The organism is Agrobacterium salinitolerans (assembly GCF_027498475.1).
Lineage (GTDB): Bacteria > Pseudomonadota > Alphaproteobacteria > Rhizobiales > Rhizobiaceae > Agrobacterium > Agrobacterium salinitolerans.
Genome location: NZ_JAPZLN010000003.1, coordinates 49,453 through 68,738, shown reverse-complemented (window position 1 = coordinate 68,738; position 19,286 = coordinate 49,453). Strand labels below are relative to the sequence as shown.

General features: G+C 60.5%; 19 protein-coding genes and 1 tRNA gene. 13 read left to right on the top strand and 7 right to left on the bottom strand.

Going from position 1 to position 19,286, the window contains the following annotated elements; all coding sequences use genetic code 11:
• Window positions 1-143: 143 nt before the first annotated feature.
• Window positions 144-226 (bottom strand) — tRNA-Leu (locus O9X91_RS12315).
• Window positions 227-864: 638 nt separating this feature from the next.
• Between O9X91_RS12315 and O9X91_RS12310 the strand changes: the two genes are divergently transcribed.
• From O9X91_RS12310 to O9X91_RS12275, 8 genes are all read left to right on the top strand, one after another.
• Window positions 865-1,011 (top strand): DUF1127 domain-containing protein, encoded by a 147-nt coding sequence (locus tag O9X91_RS12310; protein WP_004433052.1) that lies wholly within the window; start codon window positions 865-867, stop codon window positions 1,009-1,011.
• A gap of 479 nt (window positions 1,012-1,490) precedes the next feature.
• Window positions 1,491-1,634: a DUF1127 domain-containing protein gene (locus O9X91_RS12305; RefSeq protein ID WP_003515516.1), complete on the top strand. Its 144-nt coding sequence runs from the start codon at window positions 1,491-1,493 to the stop codon at window positions 1,632-1,634.
• Between the two features lie 520 nt (window positions 1,635-2,154).
• Entirely contained in the window at window positions 2,155-3,612 is a 1,458-nt protein-coding gene (gene trmFO / locus O9X91_RS12300; RefSeq protein WP_269833484.1) for a methylenetetrahydrofolate--tRNA-(uracil(54)-C(5))-methyltransferase (FADH(2)-oxidizing) TrmFO, read from the top strand.
• Window positions 3,613-3,762: 150 nt separating this feature from the next.
• Window positions 3,763-4,890 (top strand): S-(hydroxymethyl)glutathione dehydrogenase/class III alcohol dehydrogenase, encoded by a 1,128-nt coding sequence (locus O9X91_RS12295; protein WP_137410461.1) that lies wholly within the window; start codon window positions 3,763-3,765, stop codon window positions 4,888-4,890.
• Between the two features lie 282 nt (window positions 4,891-5,172).
• Complete coding sequence (locus O9X91_RS12290) at window positions 5,173-5,913, top strand: hypothetical protein (protein WP_332909288.1); 741 nt, start codon at window positions 5,173-5,175, stop codon at window positions 5,911-5,913.
• Window positions 5,914-6,018: 105 nt separating this feature from the next.
• Window positions 6,019-6,282, top strand: coding sequence for an acyl carrier protein (locus tag O9X91_RS12285; RefSeq protein ID WP_077982183.1), 264 nt, complete (start codon window positions 6,019-6,021; stop codon window positions 6,280-6,282).
• Window positions 6,279-7,811 (top strand): AMP-binding protein, encoded by a 1,533-nt coding sequence (locus O9X91_RS12280; RefSeq protein WP_142912291.1) that lies wholly within the window; start codon window positions 6,279-6,281, stop codon window positions 7,809-7,811. The genes O9X91_RS12285 and O9X91_RS12280 overlap by 4 nt, the downstream gene beginning before the upstream one ends.
• Entirely contained in the window at window positions 7,795-9,072 is a 1,278-nt protein-coding gene (locus tag O9X91_RS12275) for a type III PLP-dependent enzyme (protein ID WP_162520385.1), read from the top strand. The genes O9X91_RS12280 and O9X91_RS12275 overlap by 17 nt, the downstream gene beginning before the upstream one ends.
• Here O9X91_RS12275 and O9X91_RS12270 read toward each other — a convergent pair whose 3' ends face one another.
• The 6 genes from O9X91_RS12270 to coaD all read right to left on the bottom strand — a co-directional run bounded on the left by O9X91_RS12270 (window position 9,073) and on the right by coaD (window position 14,456).
• Window positions 9,073-10,230, bottom strand: coding sequence for an aminodeoxychorismate synthase component I (locus O9X91_RS12270; protein ID WP_269825617.1), 1,158 nt, complete (start codon window positions 10,228-10,230; stop codon window positions 9,073-9,075).
• A 124-nt stretch (window positions 10,231-10,354) separates the two neighbouring features.
• The gene (tgt, locus tag O9X91_RS12265; protein WP_269825616.1) at window positions 10,355-11,485 is read right to left on the bottom strand and encodes a tRNA guanosine(34) transglycosylase Tgt; all 1,131 of its coding nucleotides are present in this window, start codon (window positions 11,483-11,485) and stop codon (window positions 10,355-10,357) included.
• Entirely contained in the window at window positions 11,485-12,567 is a 1,083-nt protein-coding gene (gene queA, locus O9X91_RS12260) for a tRNA preQ1(34) S-adenosylmethionine ribosyltransferase-isomerase QueA (RefSeq protein ID WP_077982179.1), read from the bottom strand. The genes tgt and queA overlap by 1 nt, the downstream gene beginning before the upstream one ends.
• 250 nt (window positions 12,568-12,817) lie before the next feature.
• Window positions 12,818-13,327: a peptidylprolyl isomerase gene (locus O9X91_RS12255; protein WP_077982178.1), complete on the bottom strand. Its 510-nt coding sequence runs from the start codon at window positions 13,325-13,327 to the stop codon at window positions 12,818-12,820.
• 35 nt (window positions 13,328-13,362) lie between these two features.
• Window positions 13,363-13,932, bottom strand: coding sequence for a peptidylprolyl isomerase (locus O9X91_RS12250; protein WP_077982177.1), 570 nt, complete (start codon window positions 13,930-13,932; stop codon window positions 13,363-13,365).
• A gap of 29 nt (window positions 13,933-13,961) precedes the next feature.
• Window positions 13,962-14,456 (bottom strand): pantetheine-phosphate adenylyltransferase, encoded by a 495-nt coding sequence (gene coaD, locus O9X91_RS12245; protein WP_077982176.1) that lies wholly within the window; start codon window positions 14,454-14,456, stop codon window positions 13,962-13,964.
• Window positions 14,457-14,892: 436 nt separating this feature from the next.
• Here coaD and O9X91_RS12240 point away from each other — a divergent pair, with 436 nt between their 5' ends.
• The 5 genes from O9X91_RS12240 (at window position 14,893) to trpC (ending at window position 19,279) form a co-directional block, all read left to right on the top strand.
• On the top strand, window positions 14,893-15,072 hold the full coding sequence (locus O9X91_RS12240) for a hypothetical protein (RefSeq protein WP_046798466.1): 180 nt from the start codon (window positions 14,893-14,895) through the stop codon (window positions 15,070-15,072).
• A 41-nt stretch (window positions 15,073-15,113) separates the two neighbouring features.
• On the top strand, window positions 15,114-15,248 hold the full coding sequence (locus O9X91_RS12235; RefSeq protein ID WP_006314429.1) for a hypothetical protein: 135 nt from the start codon (window positions 15,114-15,116) through the stop codon (window positions 15,246-15,248).
• A gap of 268 nt (window positions 15,249-15,516) precedes the next feature.
• A complete protein-coding gene (locus O9X91_RS12230) occupies window positions 15,517-17,409 on the top strand; it encodes a peptidyl-prolyl cis-trans isomerase (protein ID WP_269833485.1) in 1,893 nt (630 codons plus the stop codon).
• Between the two features lie 15 nt (window positions 17,410-17,424).
• Complete coding sequence (trpD, locus tag O9X91_RS12225) at window positions 17,425-18,453, top strand: anthranilate phosphoribosyltransferase (protein WP_142912296.1); 1,029 nt, start codon at window positions 17,425-17,427, stop codon at window positions 18,451-18,453.
• Window positions 18,454-18,463: 10 nt separating this feature from the next.
• A complete protein-coding gene (gene trpC, locus O9X91_RS12220) occupies window positions 18,464-19,279 on the top strand; it encodes an indole-3-glycerol phosphate synthase TrpC (protein WP_077982171.1) in 816 nt (271 codons plus the stop codon).
• The last annotated feature ends 7 nt before the right edge of the window (window positions 19,280-19,286 follow it).

Below are 19,286 nucleotides of genomic sequence, written 5' to 3'. Positions count from 1 at the left end.
GTGGCTTCTGTTATTTCGTTGCACAAGCGCCTGCCGGACACCTTCGCGCCCGCGCCTGAGACAGCTTGAGGGGCACCCCAAAAGCCCTCGCATCTTATAAAGATGCACTCTGGCGCAAGCGTGGCGCAGCCATGCCTTGCTTGTGGTGCGGGTAGAGAGACTCGAACTCCCACGCCGAAGCGTTGGTACCTAAAACCAATGCGTCTACCAATTCCGCCATACCCGCACGTTGGGCGGCGGTATGTCACAATGTTCTGAAAGGGTCAAGCGCGCCTTATCGCCGCCTTTCGTTTCCTCCGGACTTTTCTCACCCGCAGCACCGTCGGCGGGCGCCGCTTATTCGCCACCCTGACGGGGGACAGCGCGCGACAGCCGGGCAGAGGCAATCTTTGGGCGGAAAACGGCAAGCCGCACCCCATCCTCCCCCGCCTTCCCGACCCGGGCCGCCCGGCGCATCGCATGCCGGCAGGCGGAAAAAAGCAGACAATATTTATGCAGCTGCATTGACATTATATATAGCGCCCGCCGCAGCCGGATTGCAGGCCCTTGCTCCAAATCAGCGATGGAGGGTTTCTGCCCCCTTGCCCCGGCATTATCCGGTCATACCGCACGCTCTCGCACGACCACCCACCAGACGATCACCCAAAGCTCATAAAATGGTCACAAATTATGCACGAATCGTCGCAATCGGCCTGATTTACCGGCTTGCATTGCAATGAGCGCATAGGTGACATCTTGCTTTGTCTGTTTTTGTTTTGATTAAACCGATTATATTCATGGCCATACAGAGATCGAGTTCAGCCCCGGACCAAAGCCTCCCAAGACTGGCCGTTGAGACTGAACAGCACGAAGAGGAAGATGAAAATGAACATTGCACGCTCGCTCACCAACTGGCGCAAGTATCGTCAGACCGTAACCGAACTCGGCCGCATGACCGACCGCGAACTGAGCGACCTCGGCATCGGCCGTCAGGACATCCGCCGCGTCGCCAAGACCGCCGTCGGCTTCTGATTATACGCCCGCCGCTCCTTGCGGCGGATGCGAGACGACCTACTCAAAAGGCCTGAGGCTCCCGCCTCCGGCCTTTTTTTCGTTTTGGGCGGCTCTCCGGGGCGAACCGGCATTGCCACAGCCGCCCGCAGGGTCGGCGGATGAAAAATGCATCGATGGCCGACCCCATTTACGCAACGGCCGGATAGCGCGCGCCCCTCCCGATGCGTCTTTTTACACCAGCAAGCCCCTTTTGCGCCGCCAAAGGCTGCCAAACCCGTCAAAACCGCCTGAAACACAGGCATTTCCGCTCATATTTTGCTCAGATGATATTCAAAGCCGCAAATTTAGCCGACATAGTGCACAAATGCATGGCAGTAGCCTAAAATCTGCACTGCACAACATGGCTCAATGTCTATATATAAACCTCAACAGCCGAGAGCACAGAGAAACGCTGAGCCGGCCGACGAAATCAACAGAGATAGATTGAGGAAACGACCATGAACCCTATCCGCATCGCAAAGAACTGGATCTCCTACCGCCGCACGATCAACGAACTCGGCAGCCTGTCCAACCAGGCCCTGAGCGACATCGGCCTGACCCGTTACGACATCCGTAACGTTGCTTCCCGTTCGTTCCGCTAAGGCGTAAACGATCGTCCCGCTGCCCGACCTCCAGGGCGCGACGATTGAGCGACAGGTTTTAAGAAAACGGCGCCTCGGGCGCCGTTTTTGATTCTGGGTGTTCGGCTTGAGTTCGGCCTTCAACATCGCCCAGCATTGAGAATCACGAGGAAGGCCGGGCATCGCGGCACACTTCTTCTCCCCGCCGGGGAGAAGGTGGCCCGAAGGGTCGGATGAGGGGGCAACGTTGCCGTATCCCTCTACCCTCGCCCCCTCATCCCGCTGCCGCGGACTTCTCCCCGACGGGGAGAAGAAACAAGTGGCGCGCGCTCACTCCCCAAAAAACACTTGCCTGCTTTTTAGCCCTGCAGCGAAATTGGTAGCCTGACCATCTTCATATCCCTTCCCCGCAAAAACATTTGGCTGCCCAGGCCATGCATGCTAGTGCATCCCGCAACAATGCCGCGTCCCCAAGGGACCCGCGCGGAACCATCACTCGAATGACAGCCGCCGGACGGGAGCTTTGCCCCGCGCGCGGTTCATGGACGCCAGCATGCAAGACAAGACCCATTCTCCCATTCACGTCGTGGGCGGCGGACTGGCCGGCTCGGAAGCCGCATGGCAGATTGCTGAGAGCGGCGTGCCTGTCATCCTGCACGAAATGCGCGGCGTGCGCGGCACAGATGCGCATAAGGGCGATACGCTGGCGGAACTGGTCTGTTCCAACTCCTTCCGCTCCGACGACGCGACGGCCAATGCGGTCGGTGTCATCCATGCGGAAATGCGGCTTGCCGGCTCTCTCATCATGGCCTGCGCCGATAAACATCAGGTGCCGGCCGGCGGCGCGCTCGCCGTCGACCGCGACGGGTTTTCGCAGGCCGTGACGGATATGCTTGAAAATCACCCGCTGGTGACAATTGTCCGCGAAGAAGTAACAGGCCTGCCGCCAAAGGAATGGGGCAGCACCATCATCGCCACCGGCCCGCTCACCTCGCCGGATCTGGCGGCAGCAGTTCAGGCCGAGACGGGCGAAGATGCGCTGGCATTCTTTGATGCCATCGCGCCCATCGTGCACCGCGACAGCATCAACATGGATATCTGCTGGTACCAGTCACGTTACGACAAGGTCGGCCCCGGCGGCACGGGCAAGGATTACATCAACTGCCCGATGGATGAGGAGCAATATAACGCCTTTATCGATGCGCTCATTGCCGGTGATACGGTCGGTTTCAAGGAATGGGAAGGAACGCCCTATTTCGATGGCTGCCTGCCGATCGAGATCATGGCCGAACGCGGCCGCCAGACGCTGCGCCACGGCCCGATGAAGCCGATGGGGCTGACCAATGCCCATAACCCGACCGTCAAGGCCTATGCCGTTGTCCAGCTGCGGCAGGACAATGCGCTCGGCACGCTTTATAATATGGTCGGTTTCCAGACGAAGCTGAAATATGGCGTGCAGGCGGATGTGTTCCGCATGATTCCCGGTCTCGAAGATGCGGAATTCGCCCGCCTCGGCGGCCTGCACCGCAACACCTATATCGATTCCCCCATCCTGCTGGACCGCTCGCTAAGGCTGAAATCGCGGCCGGACCTGCGTTTCGCCGGCCAGATCACCGGCTGCGAAGGGTATGTGGAAAGCGCCTCCGTCGGGCTTCTCGCCGGCCGCTTCGCCGCTGCGGAGCGGAAGGGCGAGGCTCCGAGCCTGCCGCCGGCCACCACAGCGCTTGGCTCGCTGCTCAACCACATCACCGGCGGCCATCTCTCTTCCGATGATGAGCCGGGCAAGCGTTCCTTCCAGCCGATGAACATCAATTTCGGCCTGTTCCCGGAACTGGAGCCGGGCTCCATCGTCAAGCCTGATGGCGTGAAACGTTTTCGCGGCAAGGACAAGACCATCATGAAGCGCCAGCTCATCGCAGCGCGGGCGCTGAAGCATTGTGCCGCTTGGCTTGGCGTGGAACACGTCGCAACGGAACAAGAGAGCGACGCAACGCCATAGGCCTGCCCCGCATCTATCGGCCAGAATAAAGGGGCATGTGTCCGCACACGCCCCTTTTCCATTCCGGGTCACCGGATTTTGCCTTGCCCGGCCAGTCGCGCTCGGGCAAAACCTTTTTATTTCGACATTAAAAGACTGAGGAGATCGAATATGGACGTTCGCGCCGCCGTTGCCATTCAGGCAGGAAAACCGCTCGAGGTCATGACCGTTCAGCTTGAAGGTCCCCGCGCCGGCGAAGTGCTGATCGAGGTGAAGGCCACCGGCATCTGCCACACCGACGATTTCACCCTCTCCGGCGCCGATCCGGAAGGCCTGTTTCCGGCGATCCTCGGCCATGAAGGCGCCGGTATCGTCGTTGATGTCGGCCCCGGCGTTACTTCGGTCAAGAAGGGCGATCACGTCATTCCGCTCTACACGCCGGAATGCCGCGAGTGCTATTCCTGCACATCGCGCAAGACCAATCTCTGCACCTCCATCCGCGCCACGCAGGGCCAGGGCGTGATGCCTGACGGCACCTCGCGCTTCTCCATCGGCAAGGACAAGATCCATCACTATATGGGCTGCTCGACTTTCTCGAACTATACGGTTCTGCCCGAGATCGCGCTGGCCAAGATCAATCCCGACGCGCCCTTCGATAAGGTCTGCTACATCGGCTGCGGCGTGACGACCGGCATCGGCGCCGTCATCAACACCGCTAAGGTCGAGATCGGCTCCACCGCAATCGTCTTCGGTCTCGGCGGCATCGGCCTCAACGTGCTTCAGGGCCTGCGCCTTGCCGGCGCGGATATGATCATCGGTGTCGATATCAACAACGATCGTAAGGCCTGGGGCGAGAAGTTCGGCATGACCCACTTCGTCAACCCGAAGGAAGTCGGCGACGACATCGTGCCCTATCTGGTCAACATGACGAAGCGTAATGGCGACCTGATCGGCGGCGCGGACTATACGTTCGACTGCACGGGCAACACCAAGGTCATGCGCCAGGCGCTGGAAGCCTCACATCGCGGCTGGGGCAAATCCGTCATCATCGGCGTTGCGGGTGCGGGCCAGGAAATATCCACCCGTCCGTTCCAGCTCGTCACCGGCCGCAACTGGATGGGCACCGCCTTTGGCGGCGCGCGCGGCCGCACGGACGTGCCGAAGATCGTCGACTGGTACATGGAAGGCAAGATCCAGATCGACCCGATGATCACCCACACCATGCCGCTCGAAGACATCAACAAGGGTTTCGACCTGATGCACAAGGGTGAATCGATCCGCGGCGTCGTGGTTTATTGATTCCAGGCGAAGGCGGGCGCGCCTGACGGTGCGCCCGCCATTCGTGCAAATGTGATTGCCAAGAGTCTGCTGCAGCCATGGCGATTAACGGCACGGTAAATCTATCGTCGTAAGCCGATACTGCGCGGTGGAGTTGAAAACCTCTCCCCGGCCAGAGCAAGGCCAGACAGCGGAGAGCCACCCGTGAAAATCGTACCGATCGACAACGGAAACCGCGCCGCCGCCGTTGGCCTTCTGGCGAAAGGTTTTCCGGAAAAAAGCGAGGCCTTCTGGGCTCGAGGCCTGTCGCTTATCGGTGAACATCACGAGCGGCGTCATCTCGGCCCCATCGGCCAATTGCTGATGAAGGGCGGCGATGCCGCAGGCGTGCTGCTGACAATCAGAAGCCGTCTGCCCGACACCAACAGAGTTATCGTCAATCTCTCAAGCTGGTATGTCGAGCCGTCCTGCCGCTGGTTCGCGCCGCGCATGTTGCAGATGGCGTCATCGGCCGAAAACGAACTCTTCACCGATCTCACCCCCTCGCCCGAAGCCCGCCAGCTGAACGAGCGGCTGGGGTTTCACACGGTGACAAATTGCACATTGTTTTATCCGTTGCCGCTCACGACTTTTCGCCCGACAGGCGGACGGCTTCATCCGTTCACACAGACAACGGCGAAAACTCTCTCTTCAGAAACACGCGACATGCTGGAAGACCACGCCCGTCTGGGCTGCATCGTGGCCATTCTGGAAGAGGAAGGCCGTCCCTATCCTCTGGTTTTCCTGAAAACCATAACCAAAAAACTCCCCTCCGCCCGCCTGATCTATTGCGAGGACCGGCAGATCGCGCAAAGCCACCTGCCCGCCATTGCCCGCCACCTGCTGGGTAAAGGCCGGTTCGCGCTCACCATGGCGGCTTGCGAGGAGGACCGAAAGGCGGCCGGCTTTGCCGCACATAAAATTGCACCAATACAAGTAAAAGGCGCATGGAACCCACAGTTTATTAACGAAACATACTCAGAGTTGGTGTTATTGCCACCTTAGGTATTCTAGTGAATCCTTCGTGACCTTATGGAATCCTGGCCTTTACAGGCAAAGCGTCGTTCCGGGGCGGGTCCATGGTTTCAAACGGGAAATTGGAGAACAAGCATGCTCGCGGCGAAAGAAAATGAAATCGACGTTGCCGACACGATTTATTCCTACCTGGCTGACCGTTTTCCCGCCTATGCCCCCTTTTCCGCCGATACGCTGCTTCTCGAAGGCGGCGCGATCGATTCGCTCGGCTTTCTCGAGTTGATGGTCTTCCTCGGCGAGAGTTTCGGCATCATTCTCGATGACGAGCATTTCCAGCCCGAAAATCTCGGCACGCCGGCCGATCTCGTCGCCTTCGTCCTCAGGGAACGGAGGAGATGACACCCCATTTCCTGCTGCACCACCTGCTTACCGCCCGCGCGGCAAGCGACGACCAGGCACTAGTCCACAAGGACCGATCGCTGAATTATCGCGACTTTGCCACAGCGGCGGCCCGTTGCGCAGCGGCATTGCAGGAAGCCGGCGCGCAACGCGGTGACCGCGTCGTTATCTATCTGCCGCGCGGCATCGCGGAATGCTGGTCGATCTTCGGTGTGAGCATGGCGTCCGGCGTCTTCGTGCCGGTGAACGCATTGCTGAAAGCGCAGCAGATTCGCCATATCGTCAAGGATTGCGGCGCAAAAATCGTCATCAGCGACACCGCGATGATGGAAGAGCTGAAAGCGGCACTGGAAGACCTTCCCGAGGTCACGGTCCTGCTGGCGGAAGAAATTGAGGCACGCGCCGACACACTCGCCCGCCCCTCAGCGGCAATCGGCGAAGACCTGGCCGCCATTCTTTATACATCCGGCTCCACCGGCTCGCCCAAGGGCGTGATGCTGTCTCACCGCAATCTTCTGGCCGGCGCGCGCATCGTGCGCACCTATCTGGCAATCACCGGCAAGGACCGCATTTTGTCCCTTCTGCCCTTCAGCTTCGATTATGGCCTGAACCAGCTGCTCACGGCGGTGGAACAGGGCGCGGCCACGATCATCTCCACCTTCCGGCTGGGCGACGAGATTATCCGCGATCTGCGCGACCATGCCATCACGGGTCTCGCCGGCGTGCCGACGATCTGGGCGATCCTGACGAAAGCCGCCCCGTCGCTGACAAAGACGCCTCTGCCGCATCTGCGCTACATCACCAATTCCGGCGGACGCGTGCCGCAGGAAACCGTCAAGGCCTTGCGCGAGAAGTTGCCGGATACGAAAATCTACCTGATGTATGGCCTCACGGAAGCCTTCCGCTCCACCTTCCTGCCGCCCGATGAAATCGACCGCCGCCCAACTTCCATCGGCAAGGCCATTCCCGAATGTGAAATCTTCATCGTCACCGATAAGGGACAGAGGGCGAAGCCGGGTGAACCCGGCATTCTCGTGCATCGCGGCCCAACCGTCTCGCTGGGTTACTGGAACCGGCCGGAGGATACGGCAAAGGTGCTGCGCCCTCACCCCTTCATTCCGGCGGCGCTGGGCGGCGAGACCGTGTGTTATTCCGGCGATCTGGCGGTGGAGGACGAGGACGGTTTCTTCAGCTTCGTCGCCCGCAACGATGCGATGATCAAATCGTCGGGCTATCGCATCAGCCCGACCGAAGTCGAGGAAAGCCTGATGTCGACAGGCCTTTTCCTTGAGGTCGCCGTCATCGGCCTGCCGGACCCCTTCGCTGGCGAAAAGGTCCATGCCGTGGCGACTGCCGCCAACCAGAATATCGACGTTTCGGCAGCGCTGAAGAAGGCCGCCGAAATGCTCGCCCCCTTCATGATCCCGCGCGCCATCGAACTGGTGGAACGACTGCCGGTCACGGCCAATGGCAAGGTGGATTACCGCGCGCTGGTGCGCGAACGGACGGACAATGGCGCCCACGGATAAACCCCAGACCCACGGCCCGGCCTTTGCAGCCGCGTCATTCGACATAAGCGAGAACGATCTGATGATCGGCGGACTTTCCGTGCACGATATTGTCGCCGGGACCGGAACGCCGTGCTTCCTTTATGACGCCGCCGCCATGCGTCGCGCCTATCGCGATCTCGAAACCGCGCTGGGCGGTTTTGCCGATATCTATTATTCGGTGAAGGCCAATCCCCTGCCCGCCATCGTCTCGCTTTTCCGGCAGGAAGGTGCGGGTGCGGAAATCGCCTCTGTCGGTGAATATCGCGCCGCCATTAAGGCTGGTGTCGCAACGGAAAACATCATCTTCGCCGGCCCCGGCAAAGGCATGGCCGAACTGCGCGAAGTGATCGAGGGCGGTATCGGCGAAATCCACATCGAGAGCGCCGAAGAAATTGCCCGCATCGAGGCGATTGGCAGGCCGGTCAAGGCGTCGATCCGCATCAACCCGGTGCCGGATGCGCAGGCGGGCGCCATGCGCATGGGCGGCAAGGCCACTGCCTTCGGTTTCGACGAGGAAGAGCTGGAAAATGTCCTGCCGCTCTTTGCGAACGTTCAGCACATCGATCTCGTCGGTATCCATATTTACGGCGGCACGCAGATCCTTGATGCCGACATGCTTGTCTCCCAATGGCGACACGCCATCGCTCTTGCAGCTCGCATGGCTGACATGCTCGGCAAACCGCTCGAAACCATCGATCTCGGCGGCGGTCTCGGCATCCCCTATTTCGCCGGGGAGACACCGCTTGATCTCGCGAAGGTGGCCGCTGCCATTCCCGATCTCAAGGCGCTTCTTAAAGAGCACCCGCTGATCGCCGACGCCCATATCATCATCGAACCCGGCCGCTTCCTCGCCGGTCCCGGCGGCATCTATGTGGCGGAAGTCAATTCCGTAAAGACCTCGCGCGGCACCACCTTCGTGGTGGTGGATGGCGGCATGCACCACCACCTCGCCGCCTCCGGCAATCTCGGCCAGATCGTCAAGCGCAACTATCCCATTGTCGCACCTGCCATGATGCAGGCGGAGCATGAGGAAACGGCAACCATCGTCGGCCCGCTCTGCACGCCGCTCGATACGCTTGCCCGCAATGCGGCCCTGCCGAAGCTGAAAGCCGGCGACCTCATCGCCATCCTGCAATCGGGCGCCTATGGCGCCAGCGCCAGCCCCGTGGGCTTTCTCAGCCACCCGGCGGCGAAGGAAGTGCTGGTTGAGGATGGGACGTTTGAGGTGATCGGGCGATAATCACCCCCGCAGCAACCTGTCACCCACCGCGAATTTCGATTTCAGCAGACACTCGTCATACTCCGCTTCGCCGACGGAATCGAACACGATGCCGCCGCCGACATTGAAGACCGCACGGCCGTCGTCAAACAGGCTGAGCGTGCGGATCGCCACGGAGAACCGCATCTCACCATCTGGAGACATGAAGCCAATTGCGCCGCAATAGGCGTCGCGCGGGGTCGCCTCCAGCTCGCGCAGGATTTTCATCGCCCACATTTTCGGTGCGCCGGTAACGGAGCCGCAGGGAAACAGGGCCGAAAAAATCTCCTCCACGGTCACCTCGGGCAGAAGTTTCGCCCTGACATGGCTGACCATCTGGTGCACGGTCGGATAGGTCTCGATATCGAACAGCCGCGGCACATCGAGGCTGCCAACCTCGGTGATGCGGGAAATGTCGTTGCGCAGGAGATCGACGATCATGCGGTTTTCGGCGAGTGTTTTTTCGTCGCCAAGCATTGCCGCGATGATCACCCGGTCCGCTTCCGCATCCGCCCCGCGCGGCGTCGTTCCCTTCATCGGATGGGTTTCGATGAAACCCTCACTATTCACCGAGAAAAACAGTTCCGGCGAGCGTGACAGGATGACCGGGCCGCCGAGATCGACCAGCGCGCCGTATTTCACCGGCTGCCGTTCGATCAACGACCAGAAGGCCGTCAGCGGATCGCCGCTCCAGCGGGCATGCACGGGCATGGTCAGATTGCCCTGGTAACAATCACCGCGGCGCAGATGCTCGTGCAGCTTCTCGAAACGCTGCCGATATTCGGGAAGCGTCCAGGCCGCTACCGGGTCGGTCAGAAAGGCGTCCGCATCCGGCACCGCGTCGGGCCGCACAAAGCGGCCTTCATCCGGCTGCGGGCCGGAGAAGACGCCGAAGTTCAGAAACGGCACGTTGCGGGGCTCGGCGGCAAAAGGCGCAAGCTTCGGCTCGAACAGCAAACCAGCCTCGTAGGACATATAGCCGGCAAGGTATTTCCCGCCGCGCCGCAACGCCTCCATACGCTCCAGCGCGGCAAAAAACGCCGCCGGTTCATCCGCGACGATGATCTCTTCCGGCTCGGTGAAGGCTGTCACCGTGCCGGTCGTATCATCCCGGAAAAGAACGTAAGGCGCATGTGCCAAGGAAAAAATCCGTAGAAGGAAAGTTTGGGGCGTTTAAAGCGGCGAATAGAAACCTCTCCTCCGTCATCCTCGGTCCCCGGATCAAGCCCGAGGATGACGTCGAGTGTCGGGGAGGCTCTGCAACCTAAACCGGGTCTATGTCGCCCCGCGCCCACATTTCGATGGTTTCCGCATAAAAATCGGCGAAACGGCCTTCCTCGATAGACTTGCGGATACCCTGCATCAGCTCCTGATAATAGGCAAGATTATGCCAGGAGAGCAGCATGCCGCCCAGCGCCTCGTTGGAGCGAGTGAGGTGATGCAGATAGGCGCGGGAATAGTCGCGCGAGGCCGGGCAGTTGGACTGCTCGTCCAGCGGGCGCATATCTTCGGCGTGGCGGGCATTGCGGATGTTAACCCTGCCACGGCGGGTAAAGGCGAGACCATGGCGGCCGGAGCGGGTCGGCATCACGCAGTCGAACATGTCGATGCCGCGGGCCACCGATTTCAGGATATCGTCAGGCGTGCCGACACCCATCAGGTAACGCGGCTTTTCGGTGGGCAGCACCGGCAGAGTGATATCGAGCATGCCGAGCATCACATCCTGCGGCTCGCCGACGGCAAGGCCGCCCACCGCATACCCCTTGAGATCGAGCTGCTTCAGTCCCTCTGCGGAACGAATGCGCAGGTCCGGCTGGTCGCCGCCCTGCACGATGCCGAACATGGCCTTGCCAGGCTGCTCGCCAAAGGCGACGCGGCAGCGCTCGGCCCAGCGCAGCGACATTTCCATGGCGCGCTCGATTTCCTTGCGTTCGGCGGGCAGCGCAATGCACTCGTCGAGCTGCATCTGAATGTCGGAATCGAGCATGCCCTGAATTTCGATGGAGCGTTCCGGCGACATGTGGTGCAGCGAACCGTCAACATGGCTCTTGAAAGTCACGCCCTGCTCGTCCAGCTTTCGCAAGCCGGAAAGCGACATCACCTGAAAACCGCCGCTATCGGTGAGGATCGGATGCGGCCAGCGGATCAGCTCATGCAGGCCGCCGAGGCGGGCCACACGCTCCGGGCCCGGCCGCAGCATCAGGTGATAGGTATTGCCGAGAATAATATCGGCCCCCAGCTCGCGCACCTGATCGAGATACATGGCCTTGACGGTGCCGACCGTGCCGACCGGCATGAAGGCGGGTGTGCGGATGACGCCGCGCGGCATGGCGACTTCGCCGAGGCGCGCGCCGCCGCTCGTGGCTTTCAGGGTGAAAGTGAATTTGTCCTGCATCAGTTTTTCCGGAACAACAGGCTGGAATCGCCATAGGAATAGAAGCGGTATCCGGTTTCGATGGCGTGCTTATATGCGTCACGCATCGTTTCGAGACCGCAGAAAGCCGAAACGAGCATGAACAGCGTCGATTTCGGCAGGTGGAAATTGGTCATGAGCATATCGACCGCGCGGAAGCGGTATCCCGGCGTGATGAAGATGCCGGTAGCATTGGACCATGGGTGGATGGCGCCATCTTCCGTCGCCGCACTTTCGATCAGCCTCAGCGAGGTGGTGCCGACGCAGACGATACGCCCGCCGCGCGCCTTCACCGCATTCAGCCGGTCAGCGGTTTCCTGCGAGACGTGGCCGATCTCGAAATGCATCTTGTGGTCATCGGTATCGTCGGCCTTGACCGGCAGGAAGGTGCCTGCCCCTACGTGAAGCGTCACGAAATGCCGCTCGATACCGGCCTTGTCGAGCGCCGCAAACAGCTCGGGCGTGAAATGCAGGCCGGCGGTGGGGGCGGCAACGGCGCCCTTCTCGCGGGCGTAGATGGTTTGGTAGTCCGTCTGGTCCTGCGCATCTTCCGGTCGCTTGGCGGCGATGTAAGGCGGCAGCGGAATATGGCCGACGGAGGCTATCGCCTCGTCCAGCACCGGGCCGGAGACGTCGAACAGCAGCGTGATTTCGCCGTCCTCGCCCTTTTCCTCGACGGTGGCTTCGAGATGGGCAAGGCCGCAGGCATTGTCGCGCTCGTAACCAAACCGGATGCGGTCGCCTTCCTTGATGCGCTTGCCGGGACGCGCGAAGGCCTTCCAGCGCGATTGATCGGCGCGCATGTGCAGCGTGGCCGAAACCGCCGTCTCCGGCGCACCTTCGCGCAGGCGCACGCCTTCCAGCTGGGCAGGAATGACGCGGGTGTCGTTGAAGACAAGCGCATCGCCGGGTCGCAGGAAGGACGGAAGGTCGAAGACGCGATGGTCTTCCATGCGATTTTCATTCGGATCGACCACCAGCAGGCGCGCGCTGTCGCGCGGGTTTGCCGGGCGAAGGGCGATATTCTCCTCGGGCAGATCGAAATCGAACAGGTCTACGCGCATTGCAAGGGCTCTCGAAAATATCAAAACCCGCCCTGCATTGCGTGGGGCGGGTGGAAGGTGATGACAAGCGTGCCTCTACACTCGACGTCATCCTCGGGCTTGTCCCGAGGATCTAACCACGTTGACGTTGTAGATCGTTAGATCCTCGGGACAAGCCCGAGGATGACGTCTGAATGGTTGGCACCCTTGTCATCAATGTGAAACGCCCCGCAGTTTCCTGCGGAGCGGGTAAACGCTTTATACGTTACACTCAAGCCGCAGAAGCGAGCTTCATCGAAACGATCGAATCGGGATCCTTCACCGGCTCGCCGCGCTTGACCTTGTCGATGGCTTCCATGCCTTCGATGACCTGGCCCCAGACGGTGTACTGCTTGTTGAGCCACGGGGAATCGGTAAAGCAGATGAAGAACTGCGAGTTGGCGGAGTTCGGGCTCTGCGAACGGGCCATGGAGCAGGTGCCGCGCACATGCGGAATGGCGGAGAATTCTGCCTTCAGGTCTTCCTTGTCGGAACCGCCCATGCCGGCGCGGGCCGGGTTGAAGCTTTCGGAACCCTTCTTGCCGAACTTCACGTCACCCGTCTGGGCCATGAAGTCTTCGATGACGCGGTGGAAAACGACGCCGTCATAGGCGCCTTCCGATACCAGTTCCTTGATGCGGGCGACGTGGCCCGGCGCAACTTCAGGCAGCAGCTGGATCACGACCTTGCCGGTCGTGGTTTCCATGATGATGGTGTTTTCCGGATCCTTGATCTCGGCCATGTTATTCTCCTCTATTCGGGCTCTATTGCCCTACCTTACTTCTTGCCGACGGTGACCTTGATCATCCGGTCGGGGTTGGAAACTTCGCCGTTGCCGCCCTGCCCGCGCTTGATCTTGTCCACGGCTTCCATGCCGGACACGACCTTGCCGACCACGGTATATTGACCGTTCAGGAACGGGCCGTCGGCAAACATGATGAAGAACTGCGAATTGGCGGAGTTCGGATCCTGCGAGCGGGCCATGCCGACCACGCCGCGCGTGAACGGAACCTTGGAGAATTCGGCCGGAATATCCGGCAGGTCGGAACCGCCCGTACCCGCGCGCTGGGCGCTGAAGCCCTTTTCCATGTTGCCGTATTGCACGTCGCCGGTCTGCGCCATGAAGCCGTCGATGACGCGGTGGAAGGCGACATTGTCATAAGCGCCCTTCTTGGCCAGCGCCTCGATCTGCGCAACGTGCTTGGGCGCAACTTCCGGCATCAGCTCGATAACGACAGGACCGTCCTTCAGCTGCACGGTCAAGAGTTCGGCTGCAGAAGCAAGGGTGCTGGCGGCAAGTGCGCCTGCAAACATGGCGCCGGCAAAGGCAAATCGAACGAGTTTCATCGGATTGGCTCCAGAATGTAAGGCTGAAGTCAGCGCTTCAGCTTGGCGTTGAGGGCTTCAAGCACGGCTTTCGGCACGAAAGCCTCGACATTGCCGCCCATGGCGGCGATTTGCCGGACCAATGTGGCTGTAATGGGTCGCGACGATGTGCCGGCGGGCAGGAATACGGTCTGGATATCCGGCGCCATCTGGCGGTTCATGCCGGCCATCTGCATTTCATAATCGAGATCGGTGCCGTCGCGCAGGCCGCGCAGCAGAAGGCGTGCGCCGTGCTTTCGGGCGGCATCGACGACCAGATTATCGAAGGAGACGACTTCCATGCGCGCCGCTTCACCCGGCAGATGTTCGGCAAGCGCCTGCTTTATCAGCCCTGCCCGTTCCTCGAAGCTGAACAGCGGCGCCTTTCCGGGATGAATGCCGACGGCCACGATGACTTTCGACGCCACGTTCAGCGCCTGGAGAAGCACATCCAGATGTCCGTTGGTCATCGGATCGAAGGATCCTGGATAAAAGGCAATCGTCATATCGCTCTCAGGTGGTGGGCGCGTCTCGACGCTTCGACATATGTGCCGCCTTTTGTCATGGAGAGGCACGCCGCGCAAGACTTTATCACCATCCCTCATACGCACGGCTGTGGCGTGAACCCCGGATGAATGGGCCGTTCAGTGCTGTTTCACAGCTATTTTGTTTAAATGCACAGCATCGGGAAACCGAAACGCCCCTCACCCGTTAATCACCCGGAGAATTGAAAATGCTGGCCTTCATGATCGTCCTTTCGGTCATCGCATCATTCGCAGCCGAGTATGTTTTTTTCGAATGACGCCCTTCGCCAGATTCCTGAACGCCAGATGAACGAGCCATTCAAGGAAGTTTCACCGGGGCGATGCTAATCGATTTTTACGGTTAACGCGGAACATGTTGAAACATGGTGCGTTAAGACAGAACCAAAGGAACGGACAGATGTTTGTAAGAGAAAAACAGTCTACTTCGGCGAAAATCAGCGTCATCAGCACCGCCTGGACAGTACTGGTTATCGCAATGGTAGCAACGACGTTTAGCCTTTATGAGCAGAAGCCTGAAGCCCAGGGACCGGACTACCCGCAGCTGACCGCCCGTTATCAGTATATGAATTATTACTGAGTAACGGAGAGAATTTTCTCAAATCTCCCGGAGACGATATCATGTTTACATTTCTGACGATGCTTCTGGCCCTGATCAGCGTAATGTTCGTGACGTCGATGATCTCCGTGGTCGCCGAGATGCGACGCGAGGATGAGGAATTCAAGGCGACGATCCGCCGAAACCGCGCCTTCTGAGCGCGGCAGACCGGCCTCAGCGCTTTTTATAATGATTCTTCGTAACCGCCTGGGCCCTCCGGGCGGTTTTATTTTGCCGCCTCACGGGGCGATACGGAGAAGATGACGGCGGAAAAACCGGCCTCCAATCACATAAGCGTTTTCAAAACCCCGTTTTTCCAAGGCAAATTCCCTTCAATTTCCCTTTGGATTGATTTAAGGAACGCCGATACGTTGCGGGCCGGAAGGCTGGCGACCGCAATGACGTTCCTGTGAGGTTTGCATAACGATGCTCGATTCCCTGAGAAATGCTTCTCGAACCATGGCAGCCAAGCTGCTGCTTCTCCTGCTTGTTGTTTCGTTCGGCGTCTGGGGCGTTTCCGCATCGCTTGTCACCTCCAATTCCCATGCCGTCATGACGGTGGGTGACCAGACGGTGAGCCCGCAGGAATTCCGCCTTGCCTATCAGCGCCAGATTTCCGATCTCAGCCGTCAATTCGGAACAAGGCTGACGACCGAGCAGGCCAAGGCCTTCGGCATTGATCGTCAGGTCTTTAGCCAGCTTGCGGCGGGCGCAGCACTTGACGAACTGGCATCAAAAATGAATCTCGGCCTCTCGGAAGACCGCCTCGCCAACCTGATCGCCGAAGACCCGGCCTTCAAGTCGGTCAACGGCCAGTTCGATCGCAATCTCTTCAGCGAACGCCTGCGCAATTCGGGGTTCCGCGAGGATGACTATATCAAGGAACGCAGCAAGGTCGCCGTCCGAAGCCAGATCGTCGAAGCCGTGTCGGACGGTTTTACCGCACCGCAGGTGCTGGTGGATGCGTTGAAACAATATCGCAACGAGCAGCGCGCCGTCGATTACGTCATTCTTTCGAACGCCGTCATTCCGCCGGTCAAGGCACCGGGCGACGACGTGCTTGCCCCCTGGTTCGAAACCAACAAGGCGAAATATCGCGCACCGGAATTCCGCAAGTTCACCTATGTGAAGCTGGAACCGTCCGACATCGCCGAGCCGGCCTCGGTAACGGACGCGCAGATCGCCGACTATTATAACAGCCACAAGGACAGCTTCCGCACCGCCGGCCGTCGCACCGTCGAGCAACTGACCTTTACGGACAAGGAAATGGCCGCCGCCGCCGCCGAACAGATCAGGCTTGGCAATACCACCTATGATCAGGTGGTGAAGGATCAGGGCAAGACCGCGTCCGACGTCACGCTCGGCGAATTCACCAAGGACACCATTCCCGACCAGTCGATTGCCGACGCCGCTTTCGCCATCCAGAAGGATGGCGGCGTATCTCCGGTGGTCGACGGCTCTTTTGGCCCGGTCATCCTGCGCGTCACCGGCATCAAGCCGGAAACGACCCGCACACTGGAAGAGGCGAAGGAAGATATCCGCAAGGATCTCGCCACGGCCGCCGCCGCCGAAGAAATCACCAATGTTCACGACCGGTATGAAGACCTGCGCGCCGGCGGTTCTTCGCTCGCCGACGCTGCCCAGCAGCTGAACCTGAAACCCGTCACCGTCGCCGCCATCGACGCGTCCGGCCTCGATGAAAAGGGTGATAAGGTTGAGGGCCTGCCCTCCCCGCAGCTGGCGCAGGAGGTCTTCAAGACCGAACCCGGGACGGAAGCGCTGCCGATCAACCTCGGCCGTGAAGGCTACATCTGGTTCGATGTCGACCAGATCATCCCCGCCCGCGACCGCACGCTTGCCGAAGTTCGCGACGATGTCGTGGCCGACTGGACGGCGGAGCAGCAGCGCAACGCGCTTGCCGCCAAAGCCGAAGAACTGAAAACGCGCGTCGAAAAGGGCGAAACGCTGGAAGCAGTAGCGGGTGAGTTGAGCCTCGCGGTCGAACAGAAGTCCGGCCTGCGCCGCAACAGCGAAGACGCTATTTTCGGCCAGCAGACGATCGCGGCGGTCTTCTCCGGCGCAGAGGGCAAGGTGGGCGAGGCGGCTGATGCCGACGGTTCCAGCCGTATCCTTTTCAAGGTCACCTCGGTCGACACCAATGCGCCTGCCGATGCGCTCGCCAATGACGACCAGCAGTTCGCCGCCATTGCCCGCGCCGCCGGCGACGACATGCTGGACCAGATGGTCAACCGCCTGCAGAATGACTATGGTGTGACGATCAATCAGGCCCTCGCCGATCAGGCGATGGTCGGTTTCTAACCGGGGGGCGACAAGATGGCCGAACTGAAGCCGCTGATCGCCAAGGTCGCGAACGGAGAGAGCTTGAACCGCGAGGATGCGCGCACTGCTTTCGACATTCTGATGTCGGGCGAAGCCACCCCGTCGCAGATCGGCGGTTTCCTGATGGCGCTGCGCGTGCGTGGCGAAACGGTAGACGAAATCGTCGGCGCCGTTTCTTCCATGCGTGCCCGCATGCTGCCGGTTTCGGCCCCCGCCAATGCCATCGATATCGTCGGAACCGGCGGTGATGGCATCGGCACCTACAACATCTCGACGCTGGCCTCGATCATCACAGCCGGCACGGGTCTGCCGGTCGCCAAACACGGCAACCGGGCGCTGAGCTCCAAGTCAGGCACGGCAGATGCCCTCTCGGCACTCGGCGTGAAGCTCGATATCGGTCCCGATCTCATCGCCCGCTGCATCGCGGAGGCTGGCCTCGGTTTCATGTTCGCGCAGCTTCACCACTCGGCCATGCGCCATGTCGGCCCGAGCCGCGTCGAACTCGGCACCCGCACCATTTTCAACCTGCTCGGCCCCCTCTCCAACCCCGCCGGTGCAAAACGTCAGCTGCTTGGCGTCTTCTCGCCGCGCTGGCTGGTGCCGCTCGCCGAAGTGCTGCGCGATCTGGGGTCGGAGAGCATCTGGGTCGTGCATGGCGACGGCATGGACGAGGTGACGACGACCGGCGTTACCCACGTCGCGGCGCTGGAAGACGGCAAGATCCGCACTTTCGATCTGACGCCGAGGGATTTCGGTGTCGAGCCCGCTTCCATGGAAGACCTGAAGGGCGGCGATGGCATTGCCAATGCGGCAGCGCTGCGCGAGGTTCTGTCCGGCAAGCGCAACGCCTATCGTGACGTGTCGCTGTGCAACGCGGCCGCAGCGCTGGTCATTGCCGGCAAGGCGGAAACGCTTACCGACGCGATGACGATTGCAAGCGATGCGCTCGATAGCGGCAAGGCCGCTGCCGCGCTCGACCGATTGGTCGCCGTATCCAATGAAGCCAATTCAGGGCAGGAATGAGAGCGAGATCATGAGCGACATCCTGAAAAAGATCGAGGCTTACAAGCTCGAGGAAATCGCCGCCGCCAAGGCCAAGGTTTCGCTGGCCGATCTGAAGGCCATGGCTGCGGACCAGAGCGCACCGCGCGGTTTCTATAAGGCGCTGCGGGCGAAACAGACCGAAGGCAAGTTCGGGCTTATCGCCGAAATCAAGAAGGCCAGCCCCTCGAAAGGCCTCATCCGACCGGATTTCGACCCGCCGGCGCTGGCCGCAGCCTATGAAGCCGGTGGCGCTGCCTGTCTTTCGGTGCTGACGGATAGGCCAAGCTTTCAGGGCGCGCCGGAATTCCTGACCGCCGCCCGCAATGCCTGCGCCCTGCCGGCGCTGCGCAAGGATTTCATGTTCGACACCTATCAGGTGCACGAAGCGCGCGCCTGGGGTGCGGACTGCATTCTCCTGATCATGGCATCGCTGTCGGACGACGATGCGAAGCGCCTTGAAGACGAGGCTTTCGCGCTCGGCATGGATGTGCTGATCGAAGTGCATGATGAGGAAGAAACGGAACGCGCGCTGAAGCTCGCCTCCCCGCTTCTTGGCATCAACAACCGCAACCTGCGCACCTTCGAAGTCGGCCTCGAAACCAGCGAAAAACTAGCGGGCCTCGTACCGGCTGACAAGCTGCTGGTGGGCGAAAGCGGCATCTTCACCTTCGAGGATTGTAAGCGTCTCGAAAAAAGCGGCATCAGCACCTTCCTCGTCGGCGAAAGCCTGATGCGCAAGGACGATGTGACAGCGGCCACCAAAGCGCTTCTGACCGGCCAATCCGGCATTCTGGCAGCGGAATAAGACGCCA